The 21,070-nt window shown below is 72.9% G+C and carries 24 protein-coding genes, 1 pseudogene and 1 riboswitch; of the genes and pseudogenes, 12 read left to right on the top strand and 13 right to left on the bottom strand.

Annotated features, from left to right (window positions below):
• Positions 1 to 40: 40 nt before the first annotated feature.
• The 6 genes from ACZ4XX_RS30965 to bioB form a co-directional block, all read right to left on the bottom strand.
• Positions 41 to 466 (bottom strand): GNAT family N-acetyltransferase, encoded by a 426-nt coding sequence (locus ACZ4XX_RS30965; protein ID WP_468511174.1) that lies wholly within the window; start codon positions 464 to 466, stop codon positions 41 to 43.
• A gap of 66 nt (positions 467 to 532) precedes the next feature.
• Positions 533 to 1,198, bottom strand: coding sequence for a class I SAM-dependent methyltransferase (locus ACZ4XX_RS30960; RefSeq protein ID WP_468511173.1), 666 nt, complete (start codon positions 1,196 to 1,198; stop codon positions 533 to 535).
• 10 nt (positions 1,199 to 1,208) lie between these two features.
• A complete protein-coding gene (locus ACZ4XX_RS30955; RefSeq protein ID WP_468511172.1) occupies positions 1,209 to 1,553 on the bottom strand; it encodes a VOC family protein in 345 nt (114 codons plus the stop codon).
• A 77-nt stretch (positions 1,554 to 1,630) separates the two neighbouring features.
• Positions 1,631 to 2,365 carry a dethiobiotin synthase gene (gene bioD, locus ACZ4XX_RS30950; RefSeq protein ID WP_468511171.1) on the bottom strand — a complete coding sequence of 245 codons (735 nt, stop codon included), beginning with the start codon at positions 2,363 to 2,365 and terminating at the stop codon, positions 1,631 to 1,633.
• A gap of 23 nt (positions 2,366 to 2,388) precedes the next feature.
• Positions 2,389 to 3,669, bottom strand: a complete 1,281-nt coding sequence (locus ACZ4XX_RS30945) for an adenosylmethionine--8-amino-7-oxononanoate transaminase (RefSeq protein ID WP_468511170.1) — start codon at positions 3,667 to 3,669, stop codon at positions 2,389 to 2,391.
• Positions 3,662 to 4,924: a biotin synthase BioB gene (gene bioB / locus ACZ4XX_RS30940; RefSeq protein WP_468511169.1), complete on the bottom strand. Its 1,263-nt coding sequence runs from the start codon at positions 4,922 to 4,924 to the stop codon at positions 3,662 to 3,664. Before bioB ends, ACZ4XX_RS30945 begins: the two co-directional genes overlap by 8 nt.
• 143 nt (positions 4,925 to 5,067) lie before the next feature.
• Here bioB and ACZ4XX_RS30935 point away from each other — a divergent pair, with 143 nt between their 5' ends.
• Positions 5,068 to 6,249, top strand: a complete 1,182-nt coding sequence (locus tag ACZ4XX_RS30935; protein ID WP_468511168.1) for an 8-amino-7-oxononanoate synthase — start codon at positions 5,068 to 5,070, stop codon at positions 6,247 to 6,249.
• 156 nt (positions 6,250 to 6,405) lie between these two features.
• Positions 6,406 to 6,843 (top strand): ATP-binding protein, encoded by a 438-nt coding sequence (locus ACZ4XX_RS30930; protein ID WP_468511167.1) that lies wholly within the window; start codon positions 6,406 to 6,408, stop codon positions 6,841 to 6,843.
• A 72-nt stretch (positions 6,844 to 6,915) separates the two neighbouring features.
• Here the strand turns inward: ACZ4XX_RS30930 and ACZ4XX_RS30925 are convergent, their stop codons facing one another.
• From ACZ4XX_RS30925 to ACZ4XX_RS30915, 3 genes are all read right to left on the bottom strand, one after another.
• Entirely contained in the window at positions 6,916 to 7,392 is a 477-nt protein-coding gene (locus ACZ4XX_RS30925) for a C40 family peptidase (RefSeq protein WP_468511166.1), read from the bottom strand.
• Positions 7,393 to 7,395: 3 nt separating this feature from the next.
• A riboswitch (cyclic di-AMP (ydaO/yuaA leader) is annotated at positions 7,396 to 7,526 on the bottom strand.
• 390 nt (positions 7,527 to 7,916) lie between these two features.
• A complete protein-coding gene (locus ACZ4XX_RS30920; RefSeq protein ID WP_468511165.1) occupies positions 7,917 to 8,222 on the bottom strand; it encodes a hypothetical protein in 306 nt (101 codons plus the stop codon).
• A 7-nt stretch (positions 8,223 to 8,229) separates the two neighbouring features.
• Entirely contained in the window at positions 8,230 to 8,868 is a 639-nt protein-coding gene (locus ACZ4XX_RS30915; RefSeq protein WP_468511164.1) for a ClpP family protease, read from the bottom strand.
• A gap of 43 nt (positions 8,869 to 8,911) precedes the next feature.
• Here ACZ4XX_RS30915 and ACZ4XX_RS30910 point away from each other — a divergent pair, with 43 nt between their 5' ends.
• Entirely contained in the window at positions 8,912 to 9,190 is a 279-nt protein-coding gene (locus tag ACZ4XX_RS30910) for a type II toxin-antitoxin system Phd/YefM family antitoxin (protein WP_468511163.1), read from the top strand.
• 192 nt (positions 9,191 to 9,382) lie between these two features.
• On the opposite strand, the gene ACZ4XX_RS30905 is transcribed toward ACZ4XX_RS30910, so the two are convergent.
• The gene (locus ACZ4XX_RS30905) at positions 9,383 to 10,390 is read right to left on the bottom strand and encodes an ABC transporter permease (protein WP_468511162.1); all 1,008 of its coding nucleotides are present in this window, start codon (positions 10,388 to 10,390) and stop codon (positions 9,383 to 9,385) included.
• Between the two features lie 102 nt (positions 10,391 to 10,492).
• Between ACZ4XX_RS30905 and ACZ4XX_RS30900 the strand changes: the two genes are divergently transcribed.
• The 8 genes and pseudogenes from ACZ4XX_RS30900 to ACZ4XX_RS30865 all read left to right on the top strand — a co-directional run bounded on the left by ACZ4XX_RS30900 (position 10,493) and on the right by ACZ4XX_RS30865 (position 17,620).
• Positions 10,493 to 11,110: a TetR/AcrR family transcriptional regulator gene (locus ACZ4XX_RS30900; RefSeq protein WP_468511161.1), complete on the top strand. Its 618-nt coding sequence runs from the start codon at positions 10,493 to 10,495 to the stop codon at positions 11,108 to 11,110.
• A gap of 163 nt (positions 11,111 to 11,273) precedes the next feature.
• The gene (locus ACZ4XX_RS30895) at positions 11,274 to 11,576 is read left to right on the top strand and encodes an urease subunit gamma (protein WP_468511160.1); all 303 of its coding nucleotides are present in this window, start codon (positions 11,274 to 11,276) and stop codon (positions 11,574 to 11,576) included.
• 13 nt (positions 11,577 to 11,589) lie between these two features.
• A pseudogene (locus tag ACZ4XX_RS30890) lies at positions 11,590 to 11,895 on the top strand (urease subunit beta); the annotation flags it as partial.
• Positions 11,896 to 11,998: 103 nt separating this feature from the next.
• Positions 11,999 to 13,720 carry an urease subunit alpha gene (locus tag ACZ4XX_RS30885; RefSeq protein WP_468511159.1) on the top strand — a complete coding sequence of 574 codons (1,722 nt, stop codon included), beginning with the start codon at positions 11,999 to 12,001 and terminating at the stop codon, positions 13,718 to 13,720.
• Positions 13,720 to 14,385: an urease accessory protein UreF gene (locus ACZ4XX_RS30880; protein ID WP_468511158.1), complete on the top strand. Its 666-nt coding sequence runs from the start codon at positions 13,720 to 13,722 to the stop codon at positions 14,383 to 14,385. The genes ACZ4XX_RS30885 and ACZ4XX_RS30880 overlap by 1 nt, the downstream gene beginning before the upstream one ends.
• Positions 14,386 to 14,430: 45 nt before the next feature.
• Positions 14,431 to 15,108, top strand: a complete 678-nt coding sequence (gene ureG / locus ACZ4XX_RS30875) for an urease accessory protein UreG (protein ID WP_468511157.1) — start codon at positions 14,431 to 14,433, stop codon at positions 15,106 to 15,108.
• Entirely contained in the window at positions 15,105 to 15,848 is a 744-nt protein-coding gene (locus tag ACZ4XX_RS30870) for an urease accessory protein UreD (RefSeq protein ID WP_468511203.1), read from the top strand. The genes ureG and ACZ4XX_RS30870 overlap by 4 nt, the downstream gene beginning before the upstream one ends.
• Before the next feature lie 191 nt (positions 15,849 to 16,039).
• Positions 16,040 to 17,620, top strand: coding sequence for an alpha/beta hydrolase (locus tag ACZ4XX_RS30865; RefSeq protein ID WP_468511156.1), 1,581 nt, complete (start codon positions 16,040 to 16,042; stop codon positions 17,618 to 17,620).
• Between the two features lie 52 nt (positions 17,621 to 17,672).
• Here ACZ4XX_RS30865 and ACZ4XX_RS30860 read toward each other — a convergent pair whose 3' ends face one another.
• On the bottom strand, positions 17,673 to 18,710 hold the full coding sequence (locus ACZ4XX_RS30860; protein ID WP_468511155.1) for an NAD-dependent epimerase/dehydratase family protein: 1,038 nt from the start codon (positions 18,708 to 18,710) through the stop codon (positions 17,673 to 17,675).
• Between the two features lie 99 nt (positions 18,711 to 18,809).
• Complete coding sequence (locus ACZ4XX_RS30855; protein ID WP_468511202.1) at positions 18,810 to 19,499, bottom strand: lysophospholipid acyltransferase family protein; 690 nt, start codon at positions 19,497 to 19,499, stop codon at positions 18,810 to 18,812.
• 79 nt (positions 19,500 to 19,578) lie between these two features.
• Between ACZ4XX_RS30855 and ACZ4XX_RS30850 the strand changes: the two genes are divergently transcribed.
• Positions 19,579 to 20,625, top strand: coding sequence for a DUF3048 domain-containing protein (locus tag ACZ4XX_RS30850; protein WP_468511154.1), 1,047 nt, complete (start codon positions 19,579 to 19,581; stop codon positions 20,623 to 20,625).
• Between the two features lie 26 nt (positions 20,626 to 20,651).
• Here the strand turns inward: ACZ4XX_RS30850 and ACZ4XX_RS30845 are convergent, their stop codons facing one another.
• Complete coding sequence (locus ACZ4XX_RS30845) at positions 20,652 to 20,864, bottom strand: hypothetical protein (RefSeq protein WP_468511207.1); 213 nt, start codon at positions 20,862 to 20,864, stop codon at positions 20,652 to 20,654.
• Between the last annotated feature and the right edge of the window lie 206 nt (positions 20,865 to 21,070).

The following is a 21,070-nucleotide window of genomic DNA, read 5'->3' as shown; positions in this document are numbered from 1 at the left end:
AAAGCGGCGGGGTGGTCGGCCCCGGGCCGGTCGACGCAGGTCAGTGGGTGAGCGGCCGCACCCAGCGGCGCCATTGTTCCTGGCGCTCGTACCCGGCCGCCGTCCACAGCCGCTGTCCCGTCCCGTTCGCCTCCAGGACCATGGCGTCCACCCGCCGTCCGCCGAGTGCGACGAACCGTTCCTCGGCGGCGCGCAGGAGGGCGGTGGAGATGCCCCGGCGACGGTACGAGGGCAGGACCGCCAGGCGGTAGAGCGAGGCGCGCCAGCCGTCCCAGCCGGCGATGACGGATCCCACGATCAGGTCGTCGGCGACCGCGAGGAGGAGCGCCTCGGGGTCGCGTTCGACGAGCCGGGTCACCCCGTGCACGTCGTCCGAGACGGAGGTCCCCTCGGCGGACTCCTTCCAGAAGGCCAGCACGGCCTCGGCGTCGCCGGTCGTGGCGGCACGTATCTTCAGATCGATCATGCCCGGATCCCATCACGCCCACCCGGGCCGTCGCCAGGATTTCCACGCCGCGGGACGGCGTCGCCGCTACCGCCGGGCGGAGCCCAGGACGCAGGGCGAGGAGGGCAGCCGCGGTCCCTTCTCCGGCACGTCGAACGAGCGGTACGGGCCCAGGGTGAAGCCGGCTGCCTCGATCGCCGCGAGCGGGGCGCGGGAGGTGTGGCAGCCGCCGAAGAGCAGCGGCCAGACCGTCCGGTCGAGACCTCGCTGCACGCGCGCGAGGCCGGGCGTGCCGGCCATGCCGTGCTCGAAGAACCGCAGCTCGCCGCCGGGCCGCAGTACCCGGTGCAGTTCGGCGAGGGCCTGCGGGAGGTTCCGTACCGTACACAGCACGAGGGAGGCCACCCCCGCGTCGAAGGAGGCGTCCTCCAATGGCAGCGCCTCGGCCGTGTCCGGGAGCACGGTCACCGGGACCGGGGCCCGGAGCGCGGCCTCCTGGGCAAGGCGCCGGAGCCGGGACTCCGGTTCGAGCGCGACCACCTCGGTGACACCGGCCGGGTAGTGCGCGAAGTTCAGCCCGTTGCCCGCCCCGATCTCGATCACCCGGCCGGACAGCCCCGCGAGGAGTTCCGCCCGCAGTTCGCCGAGCCCGCCCTTGGCGTCGGCGGACACGCTGAACCGGGCGTAGAAACGCGCGAACAGCGGATGGTGGACGCCGGGTGGGGTGTGGGACGGAGCGTTCGGCGGTGTCATCGGAGCCTCCTCAGCCCGTCACGAAGCAGAACTCGTTGCCCTCCGGGTCCCGCATGACCTGGAAGGAGCCCTGCTCGTCCGAGACGAGACCGCCGACCCGGGACCCGCCCGCGGGCACCGCCTCGTCGGCGGCCAGGGCCGGGTCCTCGACCTCCAGGTCGAGATGGACGCGGTTCTTCACGGCCTTGCCCTCCGGCACCCGCTGGAAGGCGAGCCGGACGAAGTCCGGCGGGTCCACGTACGACCAGTCGCCGCTCCGGTCGACCGGAACACCGCCGAGGAGCCCTGCCCAGAACCGGACCAGAGCGGCCGGATCGGCGCAGTCGAAGACGATCTCCTGAACGTGAGCGCGCATGCCTCCAGCCTACGGAGTGGAGGCACGCGCGTCCCTCGAAACGAGCTGCCGCGTCCTGACTTCACGGGGCTCCCGCGCTACGAGGCTCCCGCGTACGGCTCCGCGAACCGCTCGTGGAACGCCTCCGCGTCCCACGAGCCGCCGAGCGCCGGCCCCAGCCAGCCGCCCGCCGCCGCCCGGAACTCCGCCGGGCCGAGCGACCCCGACCCCTCCGGTACGGCCCCGAGGAGCGGCGTGCCCGCCTCTCGCGGCAGATCCGCGAGGTTGCAGCGCATCGCCAGGTCAGGCGCGTCCGGCCAGCTGCCGATCACCACACCCAGCTGCTCGATCCCGCGCGCCCGCAGCGCCTCCGCCGTCAGGGCCGCGGAGTTGAGCGTCCCCAGTCCGGCGGGGACGACCACGAGAACGGGTGCGCCGAGCAGCGCCGCCGCGTCCGCGAGCGTGCCGCCCTCCTCGTCGAAGCGGACGAGCAGCCCGCCCGCCCCCTCCACGAGCACCAGGTCGTGCTCGGCGGCCAGCTTCCGCGCGGCCTCGGCGACCTCCGCGGGCCCGACCGGGGCGAGCCCGGCCCGCCGGGCCGCCGTCCCCGGGGCCAGCGGCTCCGGGAACCGGCCCAGCTCGGCGGAGCCCACGGCGCCCGAGAGCCGGACGACCTCGTCCGCGTCACCGCGCTCGTCCGGCCCCACGCCGGTCTGCGCCGGCTTGAGGACGGCGACCGTGCGGCCGGCGGCGGTGGCGATCGCGGCGACGGCGGCGGTGACGACGGTCTTGCCGATCTCCGTGCCCGTACCGCTGACGACGATGATTCCCACTGTTGTTCTTCCCGTTCTCCCGGTCAGCCCGCGGCCGCCGCCGCGCGCACGGCGGCGCAGATGCGGGCCAGGTCCTCGTCACCCGTCACGTACGGCGGCATCGTGTAGATCAGGTCGCGGAACGGACGCAGCCACACGCCCGCCCGGACCGCCGCCTCGGTGGCCGCGGCCATGTCGACGTCGTGGTCGAGCTGGACGACGCCGATGGCGCCGAGCACCCGCACCTCGCGCACACCGGGGAGGTCCGCGGCGGGGGCGAGCCCCTCGCGGAGTCCCGTCTCGATGCGCTTGACCTCCAGTGCCCAGTCCTGGGACATCAGCAGGTCGATCGACGCGCAGGCCACCGCAGAGGCCAGCGGATTGCCCATGAAGGTCGGCCCGTGCGCCAGGACGGGAACCTCTCCGCGCGAGATGCCCTCGGCGATCTCCGTCGTGCAGAGCGTGGCCGCCATCGACAGGTATCCGCCCGTCAGCGCCTTGCCCACACACATCACATCGGGCGAGACGCCGGCCTGGTCGGCGCCGAACAGCGTGCCCGTACGGCCGAAGCCGGTCGCGATCTCGTCGAAGATCAGGAGAACCCCGTGCTCGTCGCACGCCTCGCGGAGGACGCGCAGGTACGCGGGCGGGTGGAACCGCATCCCGCCCGCGTTCTGCACCACCGGCTCCACGATCACCGCGGCGACCTCGTGCGCGTGGAGCGCGATCTGCTCCCGCAGCATGTCGGCGTACGACTCCTCGTACGTCACCGGCGGCGCGTCGACGAAGACCTGGCGCTGGAGCACGCCCGACCACAGCTCGTGCATCCCGCCCTCGGGGTCGCACAGCGACATCGGCTGCCAGGTGTCCCCGTGGTAGCCGCCGCGCCAGGTCATCAGGAGCTGCTTGCCGGGTCGGCCCACCGAGCGCCAGTACTGCAGGCACATCTTGGCCGCGACCTCGACGGAGACCGAGCCGGAGTCGCTGAGGAAGACGTGCTGGAGGGGTTCCGGGGTGATCTCGACCAGACGGGTGGCGAGCCGCACGGCCGGCTCGTGGGTCAGCCCGCCGAACATGACGTGGCTCATCCGGTCCAGCTGGCCGTGCGCAGCCTCGTTGAGCACCGGGTGGTTGTAGCCGTGGAGCGCCGACCACCAGGAGGACATGCCGTCGATCAACTCGTCCTGTCCGTGCACCGGTTCCGCAAGCCGGAGCCGGACACCCGACGCGGACTCGACGACCAGCGGCTCCGTTCGTCCCGGCATGGGGCCGTACGGATGCCAGACGTGGGCCCGGTCCAGGGCGAGCAGTTCGTCGTTACGCATTCGGGGCGAGCTCCGTCCCGGCACCGCGGCGGCGCACCGCCACGAGGTCGGGACGCGCCCCCGGCACCTCGCTCGCGGCCTCGGAGGCCGACTCGGTCGCGGGGGCCGCCTGCGCGTGACCGCCGCAGGGACCGCAGCCGCCACCGGCCTCGGCGTGCGAGCCGCAGCCCGCGCCCTCCGCCGCGTCGTGCGAGCCGCAGCCCGCCGACGCCTGGGAACCGCAGCCGCCGCCCGCCGCGGCGAGCGCGTCCGCGCGGTGCTTCGGAAGCGTCGTCGTGCCCGCGCCCTCCACCTCGAAGCCCGCGTCCGCGATCATGTCCAGGTCGGCCTGGCCGGCCTGGCCCTCGCTCGTCAGGTAGTCGCCGAGGAAGATCGAGTTCGCGATGTTCAGCGCCAGCGGCTGCATCGAGCGCAGGTGCACCTCACGGCCGCCCGCGATCCGCACCTCGACGTCGGGGCAGACGAACCGCACCATCGCCAGGATCCGCAGGCAGCGCTGCGGGGTGAGGTTCCACTCCTTGGCGAGCGGCGTCCCCTCGAAGGGGATGAGGAAGTTGACCGGCACCGAGTCGGAGTCGAGCTCGCGCAGCGCGTACACGACGTCGACGAGGTCCTCGTCGGTCTCGCCCATGCCCGCGATCAGACCCGAGCAGGCCGACAGACCGGCGGCGTGCGCCTTCTGCACGGTGTCCACCCGGTCGGCGTACGTGTGGGTCTTGGTGATTCCGGCGTACGTCGCCTCGGACGTGTTCAGGTTGTGGTTGTACGCGTCGGCGCCGGCGTCCTTCAGCCGCTCCGCCTGGCCGTCCGAGAGCAGGCCCAGACAGGCGCACACCTCGACGCCCTCGTTCTGCTCCTTGATGGCCTCGATGGTCCTGCCGACCCGCTCGACGTCGCGGTCCGTCGGACCGCGGCCGCTCGCGACCAGACAGACCCGCTTGGCCCCGCCCGCGACACCCGCGGCGGCGGCCTGGGAGGCCTCGTCCGGCTTCAGCCAGGTGTACTTGAGGATCTCGGCCTTGGAGCCGAGTCGCTGCGAGCAGTACGAGCAGTCCTCGGGGCACAGGCCCGACTTCAGGTTCACCAGGTAGTTGAGCTTCACCCGCCGCCCGAACCACTGTCGGCGCACCTTGCCGGCCGCCGCCACCACATCGAGCAGTTCGTCGTCGGAGGTCGCCAGGACGGCGAGCGCTTCTTCACGGGTCGGCAGCTCGCGCCGCAGCCCCTTCTCCACCAGCGTGTTCAGCAGGTCCATAAGCGCTGATCCTCGCCTACCGCCCACCCCCGGGCCAAGGAGGATCTGAACAAACGCCCCCGATAGAGGTGTGTGGATGACCACATCCCCACCTCGGCATCATCCGGTTAGGGTCTGTGCGCTGCCTACAAAAGGATCGCCGAATGCCACAGGCCGACGACGCACGGGCCGCGGGCCCCCGCCGTACCGCGTTCGACTGGACCGACGCCGAGGCGCGCCGCCGGGCGGACGCCGGTCTCGTCCGTACGCTGCGGCCACGGGCGGCCGAGTCGGACCTGCTCGACCTGGCGAGCAACGACTACCTGGGCCTCACCCGCCGCCCGGAGGTCACCGAGGCGGCGGCCGACGCGGCGCGGCGGTGGGGCGCCGGCTCCACCGGCTCGCGGCTCGTCACCGGCACCACCCGGCTGCACACCCGGCTCGAGCGCGAGCTCGCCGAGTTCTGCGGATTCGAGGCGGCGCTCGTCTTCTCCTCCGGCTACACCGCCAACCTGGCGGCGCTCACCGCGCTCGGCGGCCGGGACTCCCTGATCGTCTCCGACGCCTCGAACCACGCCTCGATCGTGGACGGCTGCCGCCTGGCCCGCGCCGAGACGGCCGTCGTGCCGCACACCGAACCGGAGGCCGTGCGCAAGACCCTCGGCGCGCACCCCGGCCGGCGGGCCCTGGTCGTCAGCGACTCCGTCTTCTCCGTCGACGGCGACAAGGCCCCGCTGCCGGAGCTCGCGGAAGCCTGCCGGGCACACGGCGCCGGACTCGTGGTGGACGACGCCCACGGCTTCGGCGTCCTCGGCGAAGGCGGCCGGGGCGCCCTGCACGAGGCCGGACTCGCGGGCGACGAGGACGTCATCGCCACCCTGACCCTCTCCAAGTCCCTCGGCAGCCAGGGCGGTGCCGTCCTCGGCCCGGCCCGGGTGATCGAGCACCTGGTGAACGCGGCCCGCACCTTCATCTTCGACACAGGTCTCGCCCCGGCCGCCGCGGGCGGCGCCCTCGCGAGCCTGCGTCTGGTCAGGGCCGAACCGGGCCTCGCGGAGCGGGCCCGTACCGTCGCGACCACGCTGCACCGGCAGCTCACCGACGCCGGTCTCACGGCGGCCCGGCCCGACGCGGCCGTCGTCTCGGTGCGCGCGCCCTCGCCGGAGGCCGCCCTGCGCTGGGCGGCGGACTGCCGCGAACAGGGCCTGGCGGTCGGCTGCTTCCGGCCGCCGTCGGTCCCCGACGGGATCTCGCGGCTGCGGCTCACGGCCCGCGCCGATCTGACCGACGCGGAGATCGGGCGCGCGGTGGGGACGATCCTGCGGACGGCGCCCGACGCAGGGTAGGGCCAAGAGCGTTCCCGGTGAGCAGAGTTCACCGCTTCGGGCGACAGATGGGGACATATCTTGGTGGAACGCCGCGCGGCGCGGTGGGATCGGTGGCACTCTGACGCGAAGCGCAATCCGGGGCGGTGGCCCCGGTGGGAAAGGGACAGCGTCGCCATGGCAGATCACCAGGAAGCATCCGTCACTCTGCCGAGCGAGCCCGCCTCGGTCCCCACGGCCCGGCGGTACGTCGCGGACGTCCTCATGGAGTGGGGACTGGACGATGCCGCCGAGATCGCGGACTCGATCCGGCTGATCGTCTCCGAACTGGCCACCAACGCCGTCCTGCACACCCTCGGCCAGTCGCCCACCTTCACGGTGGACGTCCGCCTGGAGCGCGAGGAGCGGCTCCACATCGGCGTCACCGACAGCCATCCGCGCCGGCCGCGCCGCCTCCCGGCGGCGGTCCAGCAGGACAACGGCCGCGGCATGGTCATCATCCGCGTCCTCGCCGCCGAGGCCGGCGGCCGTCTGTCGGTCACGCCGACCGATGACGGCGGCAAGACGGTCTGGATCACTCTTCCGTGGGCCGTGGCCCCGGTGGCCGCCTGTTAGCCGCTGTCATGTCGGTCAGGGGTACGGCGGCGCCACCGCACCCCTCACGGACGAACCGCTACCGCCGCCTGATCAGCGGACGCGGCCGTAGTAGACCTTCGACGACCAGATCTTGTCGAGCTTCACCCAGGACCCCGTCTTGGGCGAGTGCCAGATCTTGCCGCTGCCGGCGTAGATGCCCACGTGGTAGACCCTCCCGCCGGAGTGGAAGAAGACCAGGTCCCCCTTCTGCCTGGTGGAGGCGGCGATGTGCCGGGTCTTGTTGTACTGCTGCTGCGCGGTGCGGGGCAGCGACTTGCCCGCCTTCTTGTACGCGTAGAGCGTCAGACCGGAGCAGTCGAACCTGGAGGGTCCGGTGCTCCCGTACCGGTACGGAGCTCCCTTCTTGGACTCGGCGACGCTCAGTGCCTTGTTCGCGTGCGTGGTGGCTGCCTGGGCCTCCGTTGCCGCACCGGGTGCGAGCAGCGTGCCGCCTACGGCGGCGAGGGTGAGAGCCGAGACGGCTCCGGCCCGGGACAGCAGGGACGGGACGTGCATCTGCGCAGTCATGCGCAACCCTTCGTCAGCCGCCTGCGAAGGATGACCTGTCGGGTTCGGGCTGGCGAAGATGCCCGGCCGCTGACGCGGCTTCACCCCAAGGGGCGGCCCCGCTGCCGAAACAGCGCGTACGCCCCGTAAAAATCGGGTCCTCCACTCCTGCCGATCCAATCCTGTCGACCAGACGTCCGGGACAGCGGCAGGACTCGGCGTCCGCCCGGACCGCCCCGCCGCGGTGGCGGGGGCTTGTCGTCGACAGGGATCTTGACCCACAGACAGGTCGAAATCCGAGCTGAAACGGCGATATGTGAGGCTCCTCACGACTGATCCATACGGGTGGACAGACAGCCTTTGTGATCTTCGGAGGTTTGGCCAACGAGCCTCGCACCAGCGACGGAACGCCCTATTCCGCCAAATGTGTACACCTGTTGTGCAACTCACCCGGCACATATGTCGACTCGTCGACTACGCCGAACGGGGGAGCGATTCTGCGGTGGGTGTCGGCCGTCCGGAGGTCGTCACGACACGCGGAAATGTCAACTCGCGCGAGTGCGCGGGACGGTGACACGGTCGGCCCGGCGCTCCCCGTCCAACACCCGGAGCGCACGCGCCAACGTGTCCGCGTGCACCTCGTTCTCGCCCCGCATATGCATGAGCGTCAGGGCCTGGAGCAGCGCCTCCGCCCGTCCCACCAGGGCCTGTGCCGCGCGCAGTGCGCCATAGGTATGCGTGCCCCTGGATGGATTGATCTTCCCCAGCAGGTCGACCACCTCCAGGTAGGCGTCGACGAGTTCACTCTCGGCCCGGGTCAGGGCGGGCAGCGGCGGCAGCTCGGGAACCACGGCCGGCTCATCCCGCCGTGCCGCCGACGCCCGCGCGCCGGCTCGTGATCACGTGGTCCACCAGGCCGTACGCGACCGCCGCCGACGCGTCCAGGACCGTGAGGCGGTCGAGGTCGGCGTCGACGCGCTCCCCGTCCTGCCCCGTGTGCTCGGTGAGCATCCCCGCCATCAGCGCGCGGAGGCGGAGCAGTTCGCGGGCGTGGATGTCGAGGTCGCTCGGCTGGCCCTGGAGCGGCTCGTCCATGGCGGGCTGCCGCAGCGTGACCCTGGCGCCCGGCAGCATCATGCGCTTGCCCGGGGTGCCGGCGGCGAGCAGTACGGCGGCGGTGGAGACGGCCTGGCCCAGGCAGGTGGTCTCCACGTCGCAGTGGAGCGAGCGCATCGTGTCGTAGATCGCGGTCATGGAGCTGATCGAGCCGCCGGGGGAGTTGATGTAGAGCGCGATGTCCTGGTCGGGTCCCGCGTGGTCCAGGTACAGGAACTGGGCGATGACGTCGTTGGCCGACGTCTCGTCGATCGGCGTCCCGAGGAAGACGATCCGGGACGAGAGGAGCTTCGAGTAGGGGTCGAGGGTCCGGGTTCCGTAGCTGGTGCGCTCCGTGAACTCGGGCAGGACGTGGCGAGCCTCCATGGCGGGTACCTCCATCTGTAAAAAATGTACAGGACGTACAGCCCGTAAGATGGGGAGCATGACCTACGAGATCCCGGTGACGCAAGCGCGAGCCGAGCTCGCCGACCTGATCAACCGCGTCGTGTACGGCGGTGAGCGCGTCGTCGTCACCCGCCACGGGAAGCCGCTGGTCGCCCTGGTCTCCGCCGCTGACCTGGAGGAACTCGAGGCGGCCGAGAAGCCCGCCGACGAGCAGGTGATCAGCTCGGTCTCCGGCCTCCACTCCCTGGACTCCGCTACCGGCGAACAGCGCCGCTTCGGCATCGCCGCCCACCACCGCGAGCCCGGCATCTCCTAGGCCCTGTCGTCCCACTCCCGCCTGCCCCGCCGGCGACGCGGGAGTTCGAAGGCAGGACCTGGGCGTGCCCGGCGGACCCGCCCGCCGTCTCCTCGTCACCCCCCCCGCACGTGGAAAAGCCGCGTGCCCCCGTCCGCTACGGCGGGGGCACGCGGCCGTCCTGGTGGCGCGCAAGGTCTCGGTGGTTCGGGATCAGCCCGCGCGCGCCGGGATCGGGGCCGCCGCGGCCGCCGGCTCCGCGGGTTCGGTGCGTCGGCGCCGGGACCCGAGCGCGATCGCCGTGAGACCCGCCGCCGCCCAGAGGGTGAGGACGAGGAGCGGTCCGCCCGCCGCCGCGCCGTCGAAGGAGGAGACGGACCGGAGGGCCGAGCCCGCGGCGCCCGGCGGCAGCCACCGGCCGAGGGTGCCCACGGCGGTCGGCAGGAGCTCCGGTGCGCTCGACACTCCGGAGAACGGGTTGCCGAGCAGGATCATCAGTAGTGCCCCGAGCCCGAGGCCCGGCTTTCCGACGAGGGCCGCGAGCCCGGCGAACGTCGAGCCGATCGCCAGGACGGTGAGGCTCAGGACCCCGGCCTCGGCCCACCAGTTCCCGCCGAGCGCGCCGAGCCAGCTGTGGGCGAGGGCCGCGCCGACGGCGCCCGCGAGCGCCGCGGCGCCGGTGAGGGCGGCCATCGCGCGCCCGCCGCGCAGGCCGAGCAGGGTCGTCACGGCCCCCGCCGCCGCTCCGGCCAGGGCGAGCGGCAGCAGGCTGGAGGCGAGCACGGCCCCGCGCGGGTCGCCCGCAGGAGCGGCGACCACGTCCGTGACCGGGATCTTCGTGCCCTCCGGGGCCTGTGCGGTGACGGCCTCCCGGAGGAGTCCGGCCACCACGGGGCTTGCCGCCGAGGCGGTCAGGAGCTCCGTGCCGCCGGGGGTCACGACCACCGCTCCGTATACGTCGCGGTTCTCTATCGCGGCTCGGGCCGCGGCCCCGTCCTCGTAACGGTGGACCTCGAAGGCGCCCTCGTGCCGGGCGAGATCCTTTTCCAGGGCGGTGACCACCGTGGCGGGCCCCGCGACGCCGATCGGCAGGTCGCGGGGCGCCGTCCGGGCCGCGGGCCATGCGAAGGCCCAGAGGGTCAGGGCGACGACGACGGGGATCAGCACCATCACCGCGATGGTCCTGCGCCCCGCGTCGACGGCGGTGGCGTTGGCGGACATGGTGTCCTCGATTCAAAGAGAAGGATCGTTCGTTTTTATGGCATCACTGTCCTGCGGCCCTCGGAGGTTGTCAAGAATGAATATTCGTTTTAGATTCGGGTCATGGCTCGTGTCTCTCAGGAACACCTCGACGCCCGGCGGCGCCAGATCCTCGACGGCGCGGCGCGCTGTTTCGCGCGCAACGGCTTCCACGCCACCTCGATGCAGGACGTGCTCGGCGAGGTCGGCCTGTCCGCCGGTGCGGTCTACCGGTACTTCCGCGGCAAGGACGAGATCATCGCGGCCATCGCGACCGAGGCCTTCGCCGGGATCCGGGGCGCCTTCGAGGAGGCGTCCAGGACCACGCCGCCGCCCACCCCCGACGTGCTGATCGGCGCGGTGCTCCGGCTCTTCCTCGAGGAGCGGATCGAGGGCGCCGACCGGCAGGCCTTCGCGCGCCTGATCATCCAGGTGTGGACGGAGACCCTCCGCAACGAGCAGCTCGCGCGGACCCTGGCGGAGGGCTACGACGGCATGCGCGTCGTCTGGGCGGACCTGGTCACCGCCTACAGGGAGAGCGGCATCCTCTCCGCCGACGTCCCCGCCGACCATGTGGCCCGCACGCTGATCGCCGTCGTCCAGGGCTTCATCGCCCAGCAGGCGCTCTTCGGCGACGTCGCCGTCGACGTCCTGGAGGACGGGCTCCGCGGCCTGATGTCCATGTCGGTCGATCCGGTATGACGATCATGAAAGAGCAAAGCCGTAGTTAACGAGCCGGAAAAACTTCCGCCCTAACGTGCAATGTCTGGCCGCGAGCCGCATCTCCGCAGTTCAACAAGGTGTTGACGGTCGGTAGGGTCCGCAGCTGTCCGGGTGTCCCGGTCGACGACTGTGAGGTGGAAGAGTGCAACTGAGCCCGCACGAACAGGAACGCCTGCTCGTCCATGTGGCGGCGGACGTGGCCGCCAAGCGCCTGGCCCGGGGTGTGCGTCTCAACCACCCCGAGGCCGTCGCCCTCCTCACCTCCCACCTCCTCGAAGGCGCCCGGGACGGCCGTACCGTCGCCGAGCTCATGGCCTCGGGACGCAAGGTGCTCACCCGCGACCAGGTCATGGACGGCATCCCCGAGATGATCCACGACGTCCAGGTCGAGGCCACCTTCCCCGACGGCACCAAGCTCGTCACCGTCCACGACCCCATCGTCTGAACGGGCCGCGCCGATGATCCCCGGAGAGATCCTGTACGCGGACGGCCCCGTCGCCCTCAACGAGGGGCGCCCCGTCACGCGTCTGACCGTGCTCAACGCCGCCGACCGGCCCGTCCAGGTCGGCTCCCACTACCACTTCGCCGAGGTCAACCCCGGGCTGGACTTCGACCGTGCCGCCGCGCACGGGCAGCGGCTGCACATCGCCGCCGGTACCGCCGTCCGCTTCGAGCCGGGCATCCCCGTCGAGGTCGAACTCGTCCCGCTGGCCGGCCGCCGGATCGTGCCCGGCCTGCGCGGCGGCACGGCCGGCCCGCTCGACACGACCGACGACGCGGCCGGCGTGCCCACCGCGGCCGGCGGGCCGAGCGAGACCGACGAGCCCGACACGGCCGGCGTGCGCACCGAGACCGAGGGGGCCGACCGTGCCTGAACTGCACCGTGCCGTCTACGCAGACCTGTTCGGCCCCACCACCGGCGACCGCATCCGGCTCGCCGACACCGATCTCCTCGTCGAGATCGAGGAGGACCGCAGCGGCGGCCCCGGCCGCGCCGGCGACGAGGCCGTCTTCGGCGGCGGCAAAGTCATCCGTGAGTCGATGGGACAGGCCCGCACCACCCGCGCCGAGGGGGCCCCCGACACCGTGATCACCGGCGCCGTGATCATCGACCACTGGGGCATCGTCAAGGCCGACATCGGCATCCGGGACGGCCGTATCACCGCCCTCGGCAAGGCCGGCAACCCCGACACCATGGACGGGGTCCACCCCGACCTCGTGATCGGCCCCGAGACCGAGGTCATCGTCGGCAACGGCCGGATCGTCACCGCCGGTGCCGTCGACGCCCATGTCCACTTCATCTCGCCGACCGTCGTCGAGCAGGCCCTCGCCACCGGCGTCACCACCCTCGTCGGGGGCGGTACGGGACCGGCCGAGGGCACCAAGGCGACCACGGTCACCCCCGGCCCCTGGCACACGGCCAGGATGTTCGAGGCCCTCGACACCTTCCCCGTCAACATCGGTCTCCTCGGCAAGGGCAACACCATGTCCCGGGAGGCCATGCACTCCCAACTGCGCGGCGGAGCCCTCGGATTCAAGATCCACGAGGACTGGGGTGCCACCCCTGCCGTCATCGACGCCTGCCTGGGCGTGTGCGAGGAGACGGGCGCCCAGCTCGCCATCCACACCGACACCCTGAACGAGGCCGGATTCGTCGGCGACACCCTCGCCGCCATCGCCGGACGCACCGTCCACGCGTACCACACGGAGGGCGCCGGAGGCGGACACGCGCCCGACATCATCACGGTGGTCTCGGAGCCGTACATCCTGCCCAGCTCCACCAACCCGACCCGGCCGCACACCGTCAACACCATCGAGGAACACCTCGACATGCTGATGGTCTGCCACCACCTCAACCCGGCCGTCCCCGAGGACCTCGCCTTCGCCGAGTCCCGGATCCGGCCCTCCACCATCGCCGCCGAGGACGTCCTCCACGACCTGGGCGCCATCTCGATCATCTCCTCCGACTCCCAGGCCATGGGCCGCATCGGCGAGGTGGTCATGCGCACCTGGCAGACCGCCCACGTCATGAAGAAGCGACGTGGCGCCCTCCCCGGCGACGGCCGCGCCGACAACCACCGCGCGCGCCGCTACGTCGCCAAGTACACGATCAACCCGGCCGTCGCCCAGGGCATGGACCACCTCATCGGCTCCGTCGAAGCCGGCAAGCTCGCCGACCTGGTGCTGTGGGAGCCCGCCTTCTTCGGGGTGAAGCCCCTCACCGTCCTCAAGGGCGGCCAGATCGCCTACGCGCAGATGGGCGACGCCAACGCCTCCATCCCCACCCCGCAACCCGTCCTGCCCCGGCCGATGTTCGGCGCGCTCGGCAAGGCGGTGGCGGCCGGCTCGGTCAACTTCGTCGCGCAGGCGGCGATCGAGGACGACATCGCGCAACGGCTCGGCGTGCACAAGGAGTTCACCGCGATCCGCAGCACCCGCCGGGTGTCCAAGGCGGACATGCGGGAGAACGACGCGATGCCCCGGGTCGAGGTCGACGCGGACACCTTCACGGTCACGATCGACGGCGAGGCGGTCGAACCCGCCCCGGCCGTCGAACTGCCCATGGCCCAGCGCTACTTCCTCTTCTGATGACGAGTCGCGCCGCACTCCTGGTGCTTGCCGACGGGCGGTTCCCCGCCGGCGGGCACGCCCACTCCGGCGGGGCCGAGGCCGCCGTCAAGGCCGGCCGCATCAAGGACGCGGCAGGCCTCGAAGCCTTCTGCCGGGGCCGGCTGCACACCACCGGACTCACCTCCGCCGCGCTCGCCGCCGGAGCGGCGCACGGACTCGACCCGGGCGAACTCGACGCGGCCGCCGACGCCCGCACCCCCTCGCCCGCCCTGCGCGCCGCCGCCCGCAGGCTCGGCCGGCAGATGATGCGGGCGGCGCGGGCCACCTGGCCCTGCGCCGACCTCGACGCGCTCGCCGCCGCGTTCCCGCGCGGCGCCCACCAGCCCGTCGTCCTCGGGGTCGCCGCCCGCGCAGCCGGCCTCGGCCCCGAGGACGCCGCGCACTGCGTGGCGTACGAGACCGTCAGCGGTCCCGCCACCGCCACCGTCAGGCTGCTGAGCCTGGACCCCTTCCAGGCCACCGCCGTCCTCGCCCGCCTCGCCCCCGCCGTGGACCTGGTCGCCGAGGAGGCCGCTCGCGCCGCCCGGCAGGGCGTCGACGCCCTGCCCGCGGCCTCCGCGCCGCTGCTCGACATCACCGCCGAACAGCACGCCTCCTGGCCCGTCCGCCTCTTCGCATCCTGAGAACCACTCCTGAGAACCACTCCTGAGAACCCCTGGAGCCGCCCCATGCACCTCGACCACGGCCACACCCACCACGGCGCCGTCTCCGCCGACGCCCGCCGCCCCGACGGCACCCGGCGCGCGCTGCGCATCGGGCTCGGCGGACCGGTCGGCTCGGGCAAGACCGCCACCGTCGCCGCCCTCTGCCGGGTCCTGCGCGACACCCTCTCCCTCGCGGTCGTCACCAACGACATCTACACCCGCGAGGACGCCGAGTTCCTGCTCCGCAACGCCGTCCTGCCGCCCGAGCGGATCCAGGCCGTGGAGACCGGCGCCTGCCCGCACACCGCCATCCGCGACGACATCTCCGCCAACCTCGAAGCCGTCGAGGAGCTCGAGGACACCGTCGGCCCGCTCGACCTCATCCTCGTGGAGTCCGGCGGCGACAACCTCACCGCCACGTTCTCCAAGGGACTGGTCGACGCCCAGATCTTCGTCATCGACGTGGCCGGCGGCGACGACATCCCGCGCAAGGGCGGCCCGGGCGTCACCACCGCCGACCTCCTCGTCGTCAACAAGACCGACCTCGCCCCGTACGTGGGCTCCGACCTGGAGCGGATGGCGCGCGACGCCAAGGAGCAGCGCGGCGAGCTGCCCGTCGCCTTCACCTCGCTGCGCGCCGAACACGGTGTCGCCCCGGTCGTCGACTGGGTCCGGGCCCAGCTCGGGGCATGGACCGCGTGAGCCTGCGCGCCACCGCCCGGATCGCCGCCGCCGCCGACGGCGGCCTGCCGCTGCTCGTGAGCGACGGGCCCCTCGCCCTGCGCCGGACCAGGGCCTCCGGTCCGTACACCCGGGTCACCGTCGTCGGGGCGATGAGCGCGCCGCTGGGCGGAGACCGGCTCGCCGTCGAGGCCGAGGTGCGGGACGGGGCCAGGCTCCTGGTCGACTCGGCCGCCGCCACGCTCGCCCTGCCGGGCCGGAGCGCCGAGCCGGCCGCGTACGACGTCCGGATCACCGTCGGGGAGGGCGGGGTGCTCCGCTGGCTGCCGGAACAGGTGGTCTCCGTGCACGGCTCCCACCTGCGGATGCGGACCGTGGTCGAGCTCGCCGCCACCGCCCGGCTGGTCCTCCGCGAGGAGCAGATCCTCGGCCGCCACGGCGAATCGCCCGGCACCCTCGTCACCCGCCTCACCGTTCGCCGCGCCGGGCGCCCTCTCCTCGACCAGGAGCTGGCCCTCGGCCCCGGCGCCCCGGGGGGCTGGGACGGTGGCGCGGTCCTCGGCGGCCATCGGGCCACCGGGCAACTCCTGGTCGTCGATCCGGCGTTCGCGGAGAAGCCGTTGCCGGCGCGGCTGCTCGGTGAGCACGCCGCCGTCACCCCGCTCGCCGGACCCGCGGTCCTCGCCACCGCCGTCGCCCCGGACGCCCTCGCGGTTCGGCGTCTGCTCGACATCGCTCTGTCCGAACTCGCCCCGTTCTGAGGATTTCTGACCGGATCTGCGTGTGCCGTCGGAAGGTCACCGCTCAGCGGTACACCGTTCACCGGTTATTGGTTCGGCAAAGAAACACGTGTTCGCCCTTTCGTCGGGTGCCTCCGGGACGAAAGGATCCCCCGGACAGCCAACACACAGCGCCGCCACGGGGGGTGGCGCTCATCTTGGGGGAGTACACGTTGAGACGTACGGCCATGCTCGGCTCTGCCGGCACCCTGATAGCGGGCACGCTCGTCGCGGGCGCGCTCGCGGCCCCGGCCGCGAACGCCGACAGCAACCGCCACCTGCGCGACGCCGAGTCGATCGGCGTCGCCGTCGCAGCGGCGCGGGCCGCCCAGGCGGGCATCGACTGGCAGGACTGTCCGGCCGACTGGGGCCTCGAGAAGCCGATCCAGTGCGGCTGGGTCACCGTCCCCGTCGACTACGCGAAGCCCAACGGCAAGAAGATCAAGATCGCGGTCGACCGGATCAACGCCACCGGCACCCCCGCCGAGCGCCAGGGCGCGCTCCTCTACAACCCGGGCGGCCCCGGCGGCTCCGGCCTGCGCTTCCCGCGCCGGGTCACCACCAAGAACGCGATCTGGGCGGGCGCCGCCAAGGCCTACGACTTCGTGGGCTTCGACCCGCGCGGCGTCGGCAAGTCGGCCCCCATCTCCTGCGTCGACCCGGCCGAGTTCGTCAAGGGCCCCAAGCTCGACCCGGTCCCCGACAGCGAGGCCGACAAGCGCGCGCAGCGCAAGCTCGCCGCCGAGTACGCCGCGGGCTGCGCCGAGAAGAGCGGCGACATGCTGCCCTTCATGAACACGCCCAACACCGCGCGTGACCTCGACGTCATCCGCGCCGCCCTCGGCGAGAAGAAGCTCAACTTCGTCGGCGTCTCCTACGGCACCTACCTCGGCGCGGTCTACGGCACCCTCTTCCCGACCCACGTCCGCCGCATGGTCCTCGACAGCGTCGTGAACCCCTCGACGCGCAAGGTCTGGTACGAGGTCAACCTCGACCAGGACATCGCCTTCGAGGGCCGGCTCAAGGACTGGATGACCTGGGTCGCCCAGAACGACGCCACCTACCACCTCGGCGACACCCTGGCCGAGGTCCAGCAGCAGTGGGTGACCCTGCGCGCCGCCGCCAAGAAGGCCCCCCTCGGCGGCAAGGTCGGCCCGGCCGAGCTCATCGGCTTCTTCCAGAACGCCCCCTACTACGACTCCATGTGGGCCCCGGTGGCCGAGGCCTGGAGCGCGTACGCCGCGGGTGACCCGCAGCCGCTCATCGACAACGCGGCCTCGGACCCCACCGACACCGCCGGCAACGCCGCCTCGGAGAACGGCAACGCCGTCTACACCGCGGTCGAGTGCGCCGACGCCCCCTGGCCGACCAGCTGGAAGAAGTGGGACCGGGACAACAGCCGGCTCCACCGGCAGTACCCCTTCATGACCTGGGCCAACGCATGGATGAACCTGCCGTGCGCCACCTGGTCCGCGCCGCGTCAGCGCCCGACCGAGGTGAAGACCGGCAAGGGCCTGCCGCCGGTGCTCATCGCCCAGTCCGAGCGCGACGCCGCCACCCCGTACGCCGGCGCCGTCGAGCTGCACAAGCGGTTCAAGGGCTCGCGCCTGATCACGGAGAAGGACGCCGGCTCGCACGGCATCACCGGCCTGGTCAACCCGTGCCTCAACACCAAGGTCGAGGCCTACCTGCTGACCGGCAAGCTGGACGCCAGGGACCAGACCTGCGCCCCGCACGCCACCCCGAAGCCGTAACACGCTGACGGCCCGGTGAGGGGAGGGACGGCCGTCCCTCCCCTCACCCGTGTCACCCCCGCGACGCCAGCCAGGCGTCCTCCGCCGCGTAGTCGAAGAGGTCCACCCCGTACTTCGCGAGACCCGGGAACGCCTCCCGCCACTCCCGTCCCGCCACCCGCTCGGTCAGCCACGCGACCGTCTCCGGCAGCGAGTCGGCGTACGACACCACCGGCCGGTACCCCAACTCCCGCTCCGCCGCCGCCATGTCGTAGACCACGGACCGCGGCGCCGTCCACGGGGTGGACCCCACGACGTCCTGCGGCGGCGCGCCCTCGATCAGCACCGTCTCGCTGGTGACGCCCATGACGGCGTCGATCGCCGCCCCGATCTCCGCCACCGTCGGCGCCTCCGGGTCCCCGCCGTTCAGCACCCGGCTGCCCGGCCTCGCCGCCGCCAGCCGGATCAGTTCCGCGAGGTTGTCCACGTGCACCGGGTGGAACCGCGAGGCACCGTCGTACGCGAGCGGACGCACCGGCCGCCCGTCGAGCGCCCGCTTCACGAACCACAGCTCACGCGGCCCCGGAGAGTACGGCCCGTGGATCGCGCCCGCCCGCAGCACCGTCGTCGGCAGGGCGTCGCCCGCCGCGAGCAACTCCCGCTCCAGCGCCACCTTCCGCGTGCCGTACGTGCCCTCGCCGGGCGCCACCGTCCGCCAGTCCTCCGGGATCGGCAGCGGATACGCGGGAAAGCCGTCCGGCCGGTCCTGGGTGTCGAAGCTCCGCCCCTGCGCGTCCTCGTAGACGGCGCCGCTGGACACCACCACCGCCGAACCGATCCGGTCCGCGAGCCCCGTCAGCTGCCGCCCGTGCCCGGCGTCGTACGCCACGATGTCCACCAGCACATCGCACCCGTCGCCCAGACCGGCCGCCAGCGCGCCCTCCCCGGTCCGGTCGAGCGCCACCGACCGGACCTCGGCCGGCCACCTCTCGTCCCTGCCGCCGCCCCGCGAGGCGGCCGTCACCTCCCAGCCGTCCGCGACGAGCGCCCGCACGGCCGCCCGCCCCACCTGTCCCGATCCACCCAGCACGAACGCGGTTCCCTTGGTCATGATCGAGACGCTACGACCGTCCGGTGCGGCGGCCCAGGGGATTGCGCCGAGCGCGGATCCGCTCACAGCGTCCCCGACGGGGGAACCTTCCGCCGGAACTCAGCCGTCGGTCCCCGCCTCCGCCGCCTTCACCACCGCCGCGTAGTCGTCCACGTACTCCTGCCCGGACAGCCGGAGGATCTCGTACATGATCTCGTCCGTCACCGCGCGGACCACGGCCTTCTCACCCGCAGACCCGGCGAACCGGGAGAAGTCCAGCGGCGCCCCGAACCGGATGGTGACCCGGCGGATCCTCGGCACGACCTTCCCCGGGGGCTGGATCTCGAACGTCCCCACCATCGCGCAGGGCACCACCGGCACCCCGGCCGTCAGCGCCATCACCGCCACCCCCACCTTGCCCTTGTAGAGCCGCCCGTCGTGCGAGCGCGTGCCCTCCGGGTAGATGCCGAGCAGCTCACCCTTCCCGAGCACCCCGAGGCCCTCCCGGATCGCCGCCTTCCCGGCCTCCTTGCCCGAGCGGTCGACCGGGATCTGCCCCGCCGCCCGGAAGAAGGCGGCCGTGAGCCGGCCCTTGATCCCCGGCCCCGTGAAGTACTCCTGCTTCGCCAGGAAGGTGATCCGCCGGTCGAGCACCACCGGCATCAGGAAGTGGTCCGAGAAGGAGAGGTGATTGCCCGCGACGATCGCCGCACCCTCCTCCGGGATGTGCTCGATCCCCTCGATGCGAGGCCGGAAGAGCAGCTTCAGGAGCGGCCCCAGCAGTACGTACTTCATCAGGTGGTAGAACACCCGCGACCCCCGTTCGTCGTCCGTCAAGCCCGTTGTATCCGCGCGCGGCCCCGTGGTCCACTGGTGGGGGAGCGTCACCATGACAGGCGAGCGCGCAGCAAGACGCCCCGGCCGCGTCCTCACCGCGCTGCTGTGCGCGGTGACGGCGGCCGGGCTGTACGGCTGCTCCGATTCGGGCGGGCCGGAGCCGGCCCCCACGCCGACGCCCGCGCCCACCACGCCGACGCCCACCACCACGACACCCGCGCCCGCCACCACGGCACCCGTCCCGAACGGGCACTCTCCCTTCACGGGGCTCCCGGCGCGGGCCGGTCCCGTCCTCGGCGTCAAGATCGACAACGTGGCCGCGGCCCGTCCCCACACCGGGCTCGGCACCGCCGACCTCGTCTACGTCGAACAGGTCGAGGGCGGTGCCACCCGGCTCCTCGCCGTGTACTCCTCCCGGCTCCCCGAGCTCGTCGGACCCGTCCGCAGCGCCCGTGAGTCCGACATAGAGCTGCTCGGCACCTTCGGCCGGCCCGTCCTCGCCTACTCCGGGGCGCAGTCCGCCCTGAACCCGCTGCTGAGTGCCGCGTCGCTCCACCCCGTCACCGAGACCACCAGCCCCCGCGCCTTCCGGCGCTCCCCGGACCGGGCCGCCCCGCACAACCTCTATCTGCGCCCCGAGCGGGCCCTCGCCACCGTCACGGAGCCCCAGAACGCCCGGGACATCGGCTTCCGCTTCGGCCCCGCACCGAAGGGCGGCACCGCCGTCGACTCCGAGACCGTCCGCTACCCGGCGGCCCGCTACACCTTCACCTGGTCCGCCTCCGACCGGACCTGGCGGGTGGCGATGGACGGCCGCGCGGCACGCGCCACCGACACGGGACCCCTGGCCCCGTCGACCGTGGTCGTCCAGCGCGTCACCGTCCGTCCCTCCGGCTTCCACGACGTCACCGGCGCGGTCTCCCCGTACACCGAGACCGTCGGAAGCGGCACCGCGCTCGTCCTGCGCGACGGGCGCGCGCACGAGGCCCGCTGGTCCCGTACCACGGCGGCGTCGGGCACCACGTTCACGACTCCGGGCGGCGAGCCGCTGGCCTTCGCACCGGGGCAGGTCTGGGTGGTCCTCGCACCCCGGAGCTGAGTGCGCGGCGGGTCGGTCGGGCCGGCTCAGGGGCTCGCCTGGCCCGGACCCGCCGGGGGCCGTCGGCTCGGGCCGGCCGGCGCCGCGCTGTCCGACGCGGCCAGGCCGATCGTCGCCACGCCGAGTACCACCGAACCGAACCAGAGCCAGCCGCTGCTGCCGAGCGCCACCGTGTACGCCGTCGTGAGCACCACCGCGGCGCAGGTCAGCACCGCCATCGTCTTCGTGCCACCGGACATCAGTCCGCCCTCCTTCCGACCGGGGTCGTGGAAGCCGTCCAGCCCATCGTGACCCCCCGAGAGGGGCGCGCGCTACTCCCCGGACGCTCCGGCGTGCGCCGGAAAGGGAACCGGGGGGGGGGGGGGGGGGGGGGGGGGGGGGGGGGGGGGGGGGGGGGGGAGGGGGGGGGGGGGGGGGGGGGGGCGTGGCGAGCGGCGTCCCCGCA

The organism is Streptomyces sp. NPDC029956, assembly GCF_055574655.1.
Note: the sequence above shows the minus strand (reverse complement) of the source record. Positions and strands in the feature narration are given on the sequence as shown.

Excerpts from the sequence above, each read along its gene's own strand:
- ACZ4XX_RS30965 (WP_468511174.1), bottom strand. The coding sequence starts at position 466 with ATGATCGATCTGAAGATACGTGCCGCCACGACCGGCGACGCCGAGGCC.
- ACZ4XX_RS30850 (WP_468511154.1), top strand. The coding sequence starts at position 19,579 with ATGACAGGCGAGCGCGCAGCAAGACGCCCCGGCCGCGTCCTCACCGCG.
- ACZ4XX_RS30945 (WP_468511170.1), bottom strand. The coding sequence starts at position 3,669 with ATGCGTAACGACGAACTGCTCGCCCTGGACCGGGCCCACGTCTGGCAT.
- ACZ4XX_RS30905 (WP_468511162.1), bottom strand. The coding sequence starts at position 10,390 with ATGTCCGCCAACGCCACCGCCGTCGACGCGGGGCGCAGGACCATCGCG.
- ACZ4XX_RS30935 (WP_468511168.1), top strand. The coding sequence starts at position 5,068 with ATGCCACAGGCCGACGACGCACGGGCCGCGGGCCCCCGCCGTACCGCG.
- ACZ4XX_RS30930 (WP_468511167.1), top strand. The coding sequence starts at position 6,406 with ATGGCAGATCACCAGGAAGCATCCGTCACTCTGCCGAGCGAGCCCGCC.
- ACZ4XX_RS30960 (WP_468511173.1), bottom strand. The coding sequence starts at position 1,198 with ATGACACCGCCGAACGCTCCGTCCCACACCCCACCCGGCGTCCACCAT.
- ACZ4XX_RS30880 (WP_468511158.1), top strand. The coding sequence starts at position 13,720 with ATGACGAGTCGCGCCGCACTCCTGGTGCTTGCCGACGGGCGGTTCCCC.
- ACZ4XX_RS30845 (WP_468511207.1), bottom strand. The coding sequence starts at position 20,864 with ATGTCCGGTGGCACGAAGACGATGGCGGTGCTGACCTGCGCCGCGGTG.
- ACZ4XX_RS30915 (WP_468511164.1), bottom strand. The coding sequence starts at position 8,868 with ATGGAGGTACCCGCCATGGAGGCTCGCCACGTCCTGCCCGAGTTCACG.
- ACZ4XX_RS30955 (WP_468511172.1), bottom strand. The coding sequence starts at position 1,553 with ATGCGCGCTCACGTTCAGGAGATCGTCTTCGACTGCGCCGATCCGGCC.
- bioB (WP_468511169.1), bottom strand. The coding sequence starts at position 4,924 with ATGGACCTGCTGAACACGCTGGTGGAGAAGGGGCTGCGGCGCGAGCTG.
- ACZ4XX_RS30900 (WP_468511161.1), top strand. The coding sequence starts at position 10,493 with ATGGCTCGTGTCTCTCAGGAACACCTCGACGCCCGGCGGCGCCAGATC.
- ACZ4XX_RS30925 (WP_468511166.1), bottom strand. The coding sequence starts at position 7,392 with ATGACTGCGCAGATGCACGTCCCGTCCCTGCTGTCCCGGGCCGGAGCC.
- ureG (WP_468511157.1), top strand. The coding sequence starts at position 14,431 with ATGCACCTCGACCACGGCCACACCCACCACGGCGCCGTCTCCGCCGAC.
- ACZ4XX_RS30910 (WP_468511163.1), top strand. The coding sequence starts at position 8,912 with ATGACCTACGAGATCCCGGTGACGCAAGCGCGAGCCGAGCTCGCCGAC.
- ACZ4XX_RS30860 (WP_468511155.1), bottom strand. The coding sequence starts at position 18,710 with ATGACCAAGGGAACCGCGTTCGTGCTGGGTGGATCGGGACAGGTGGGG.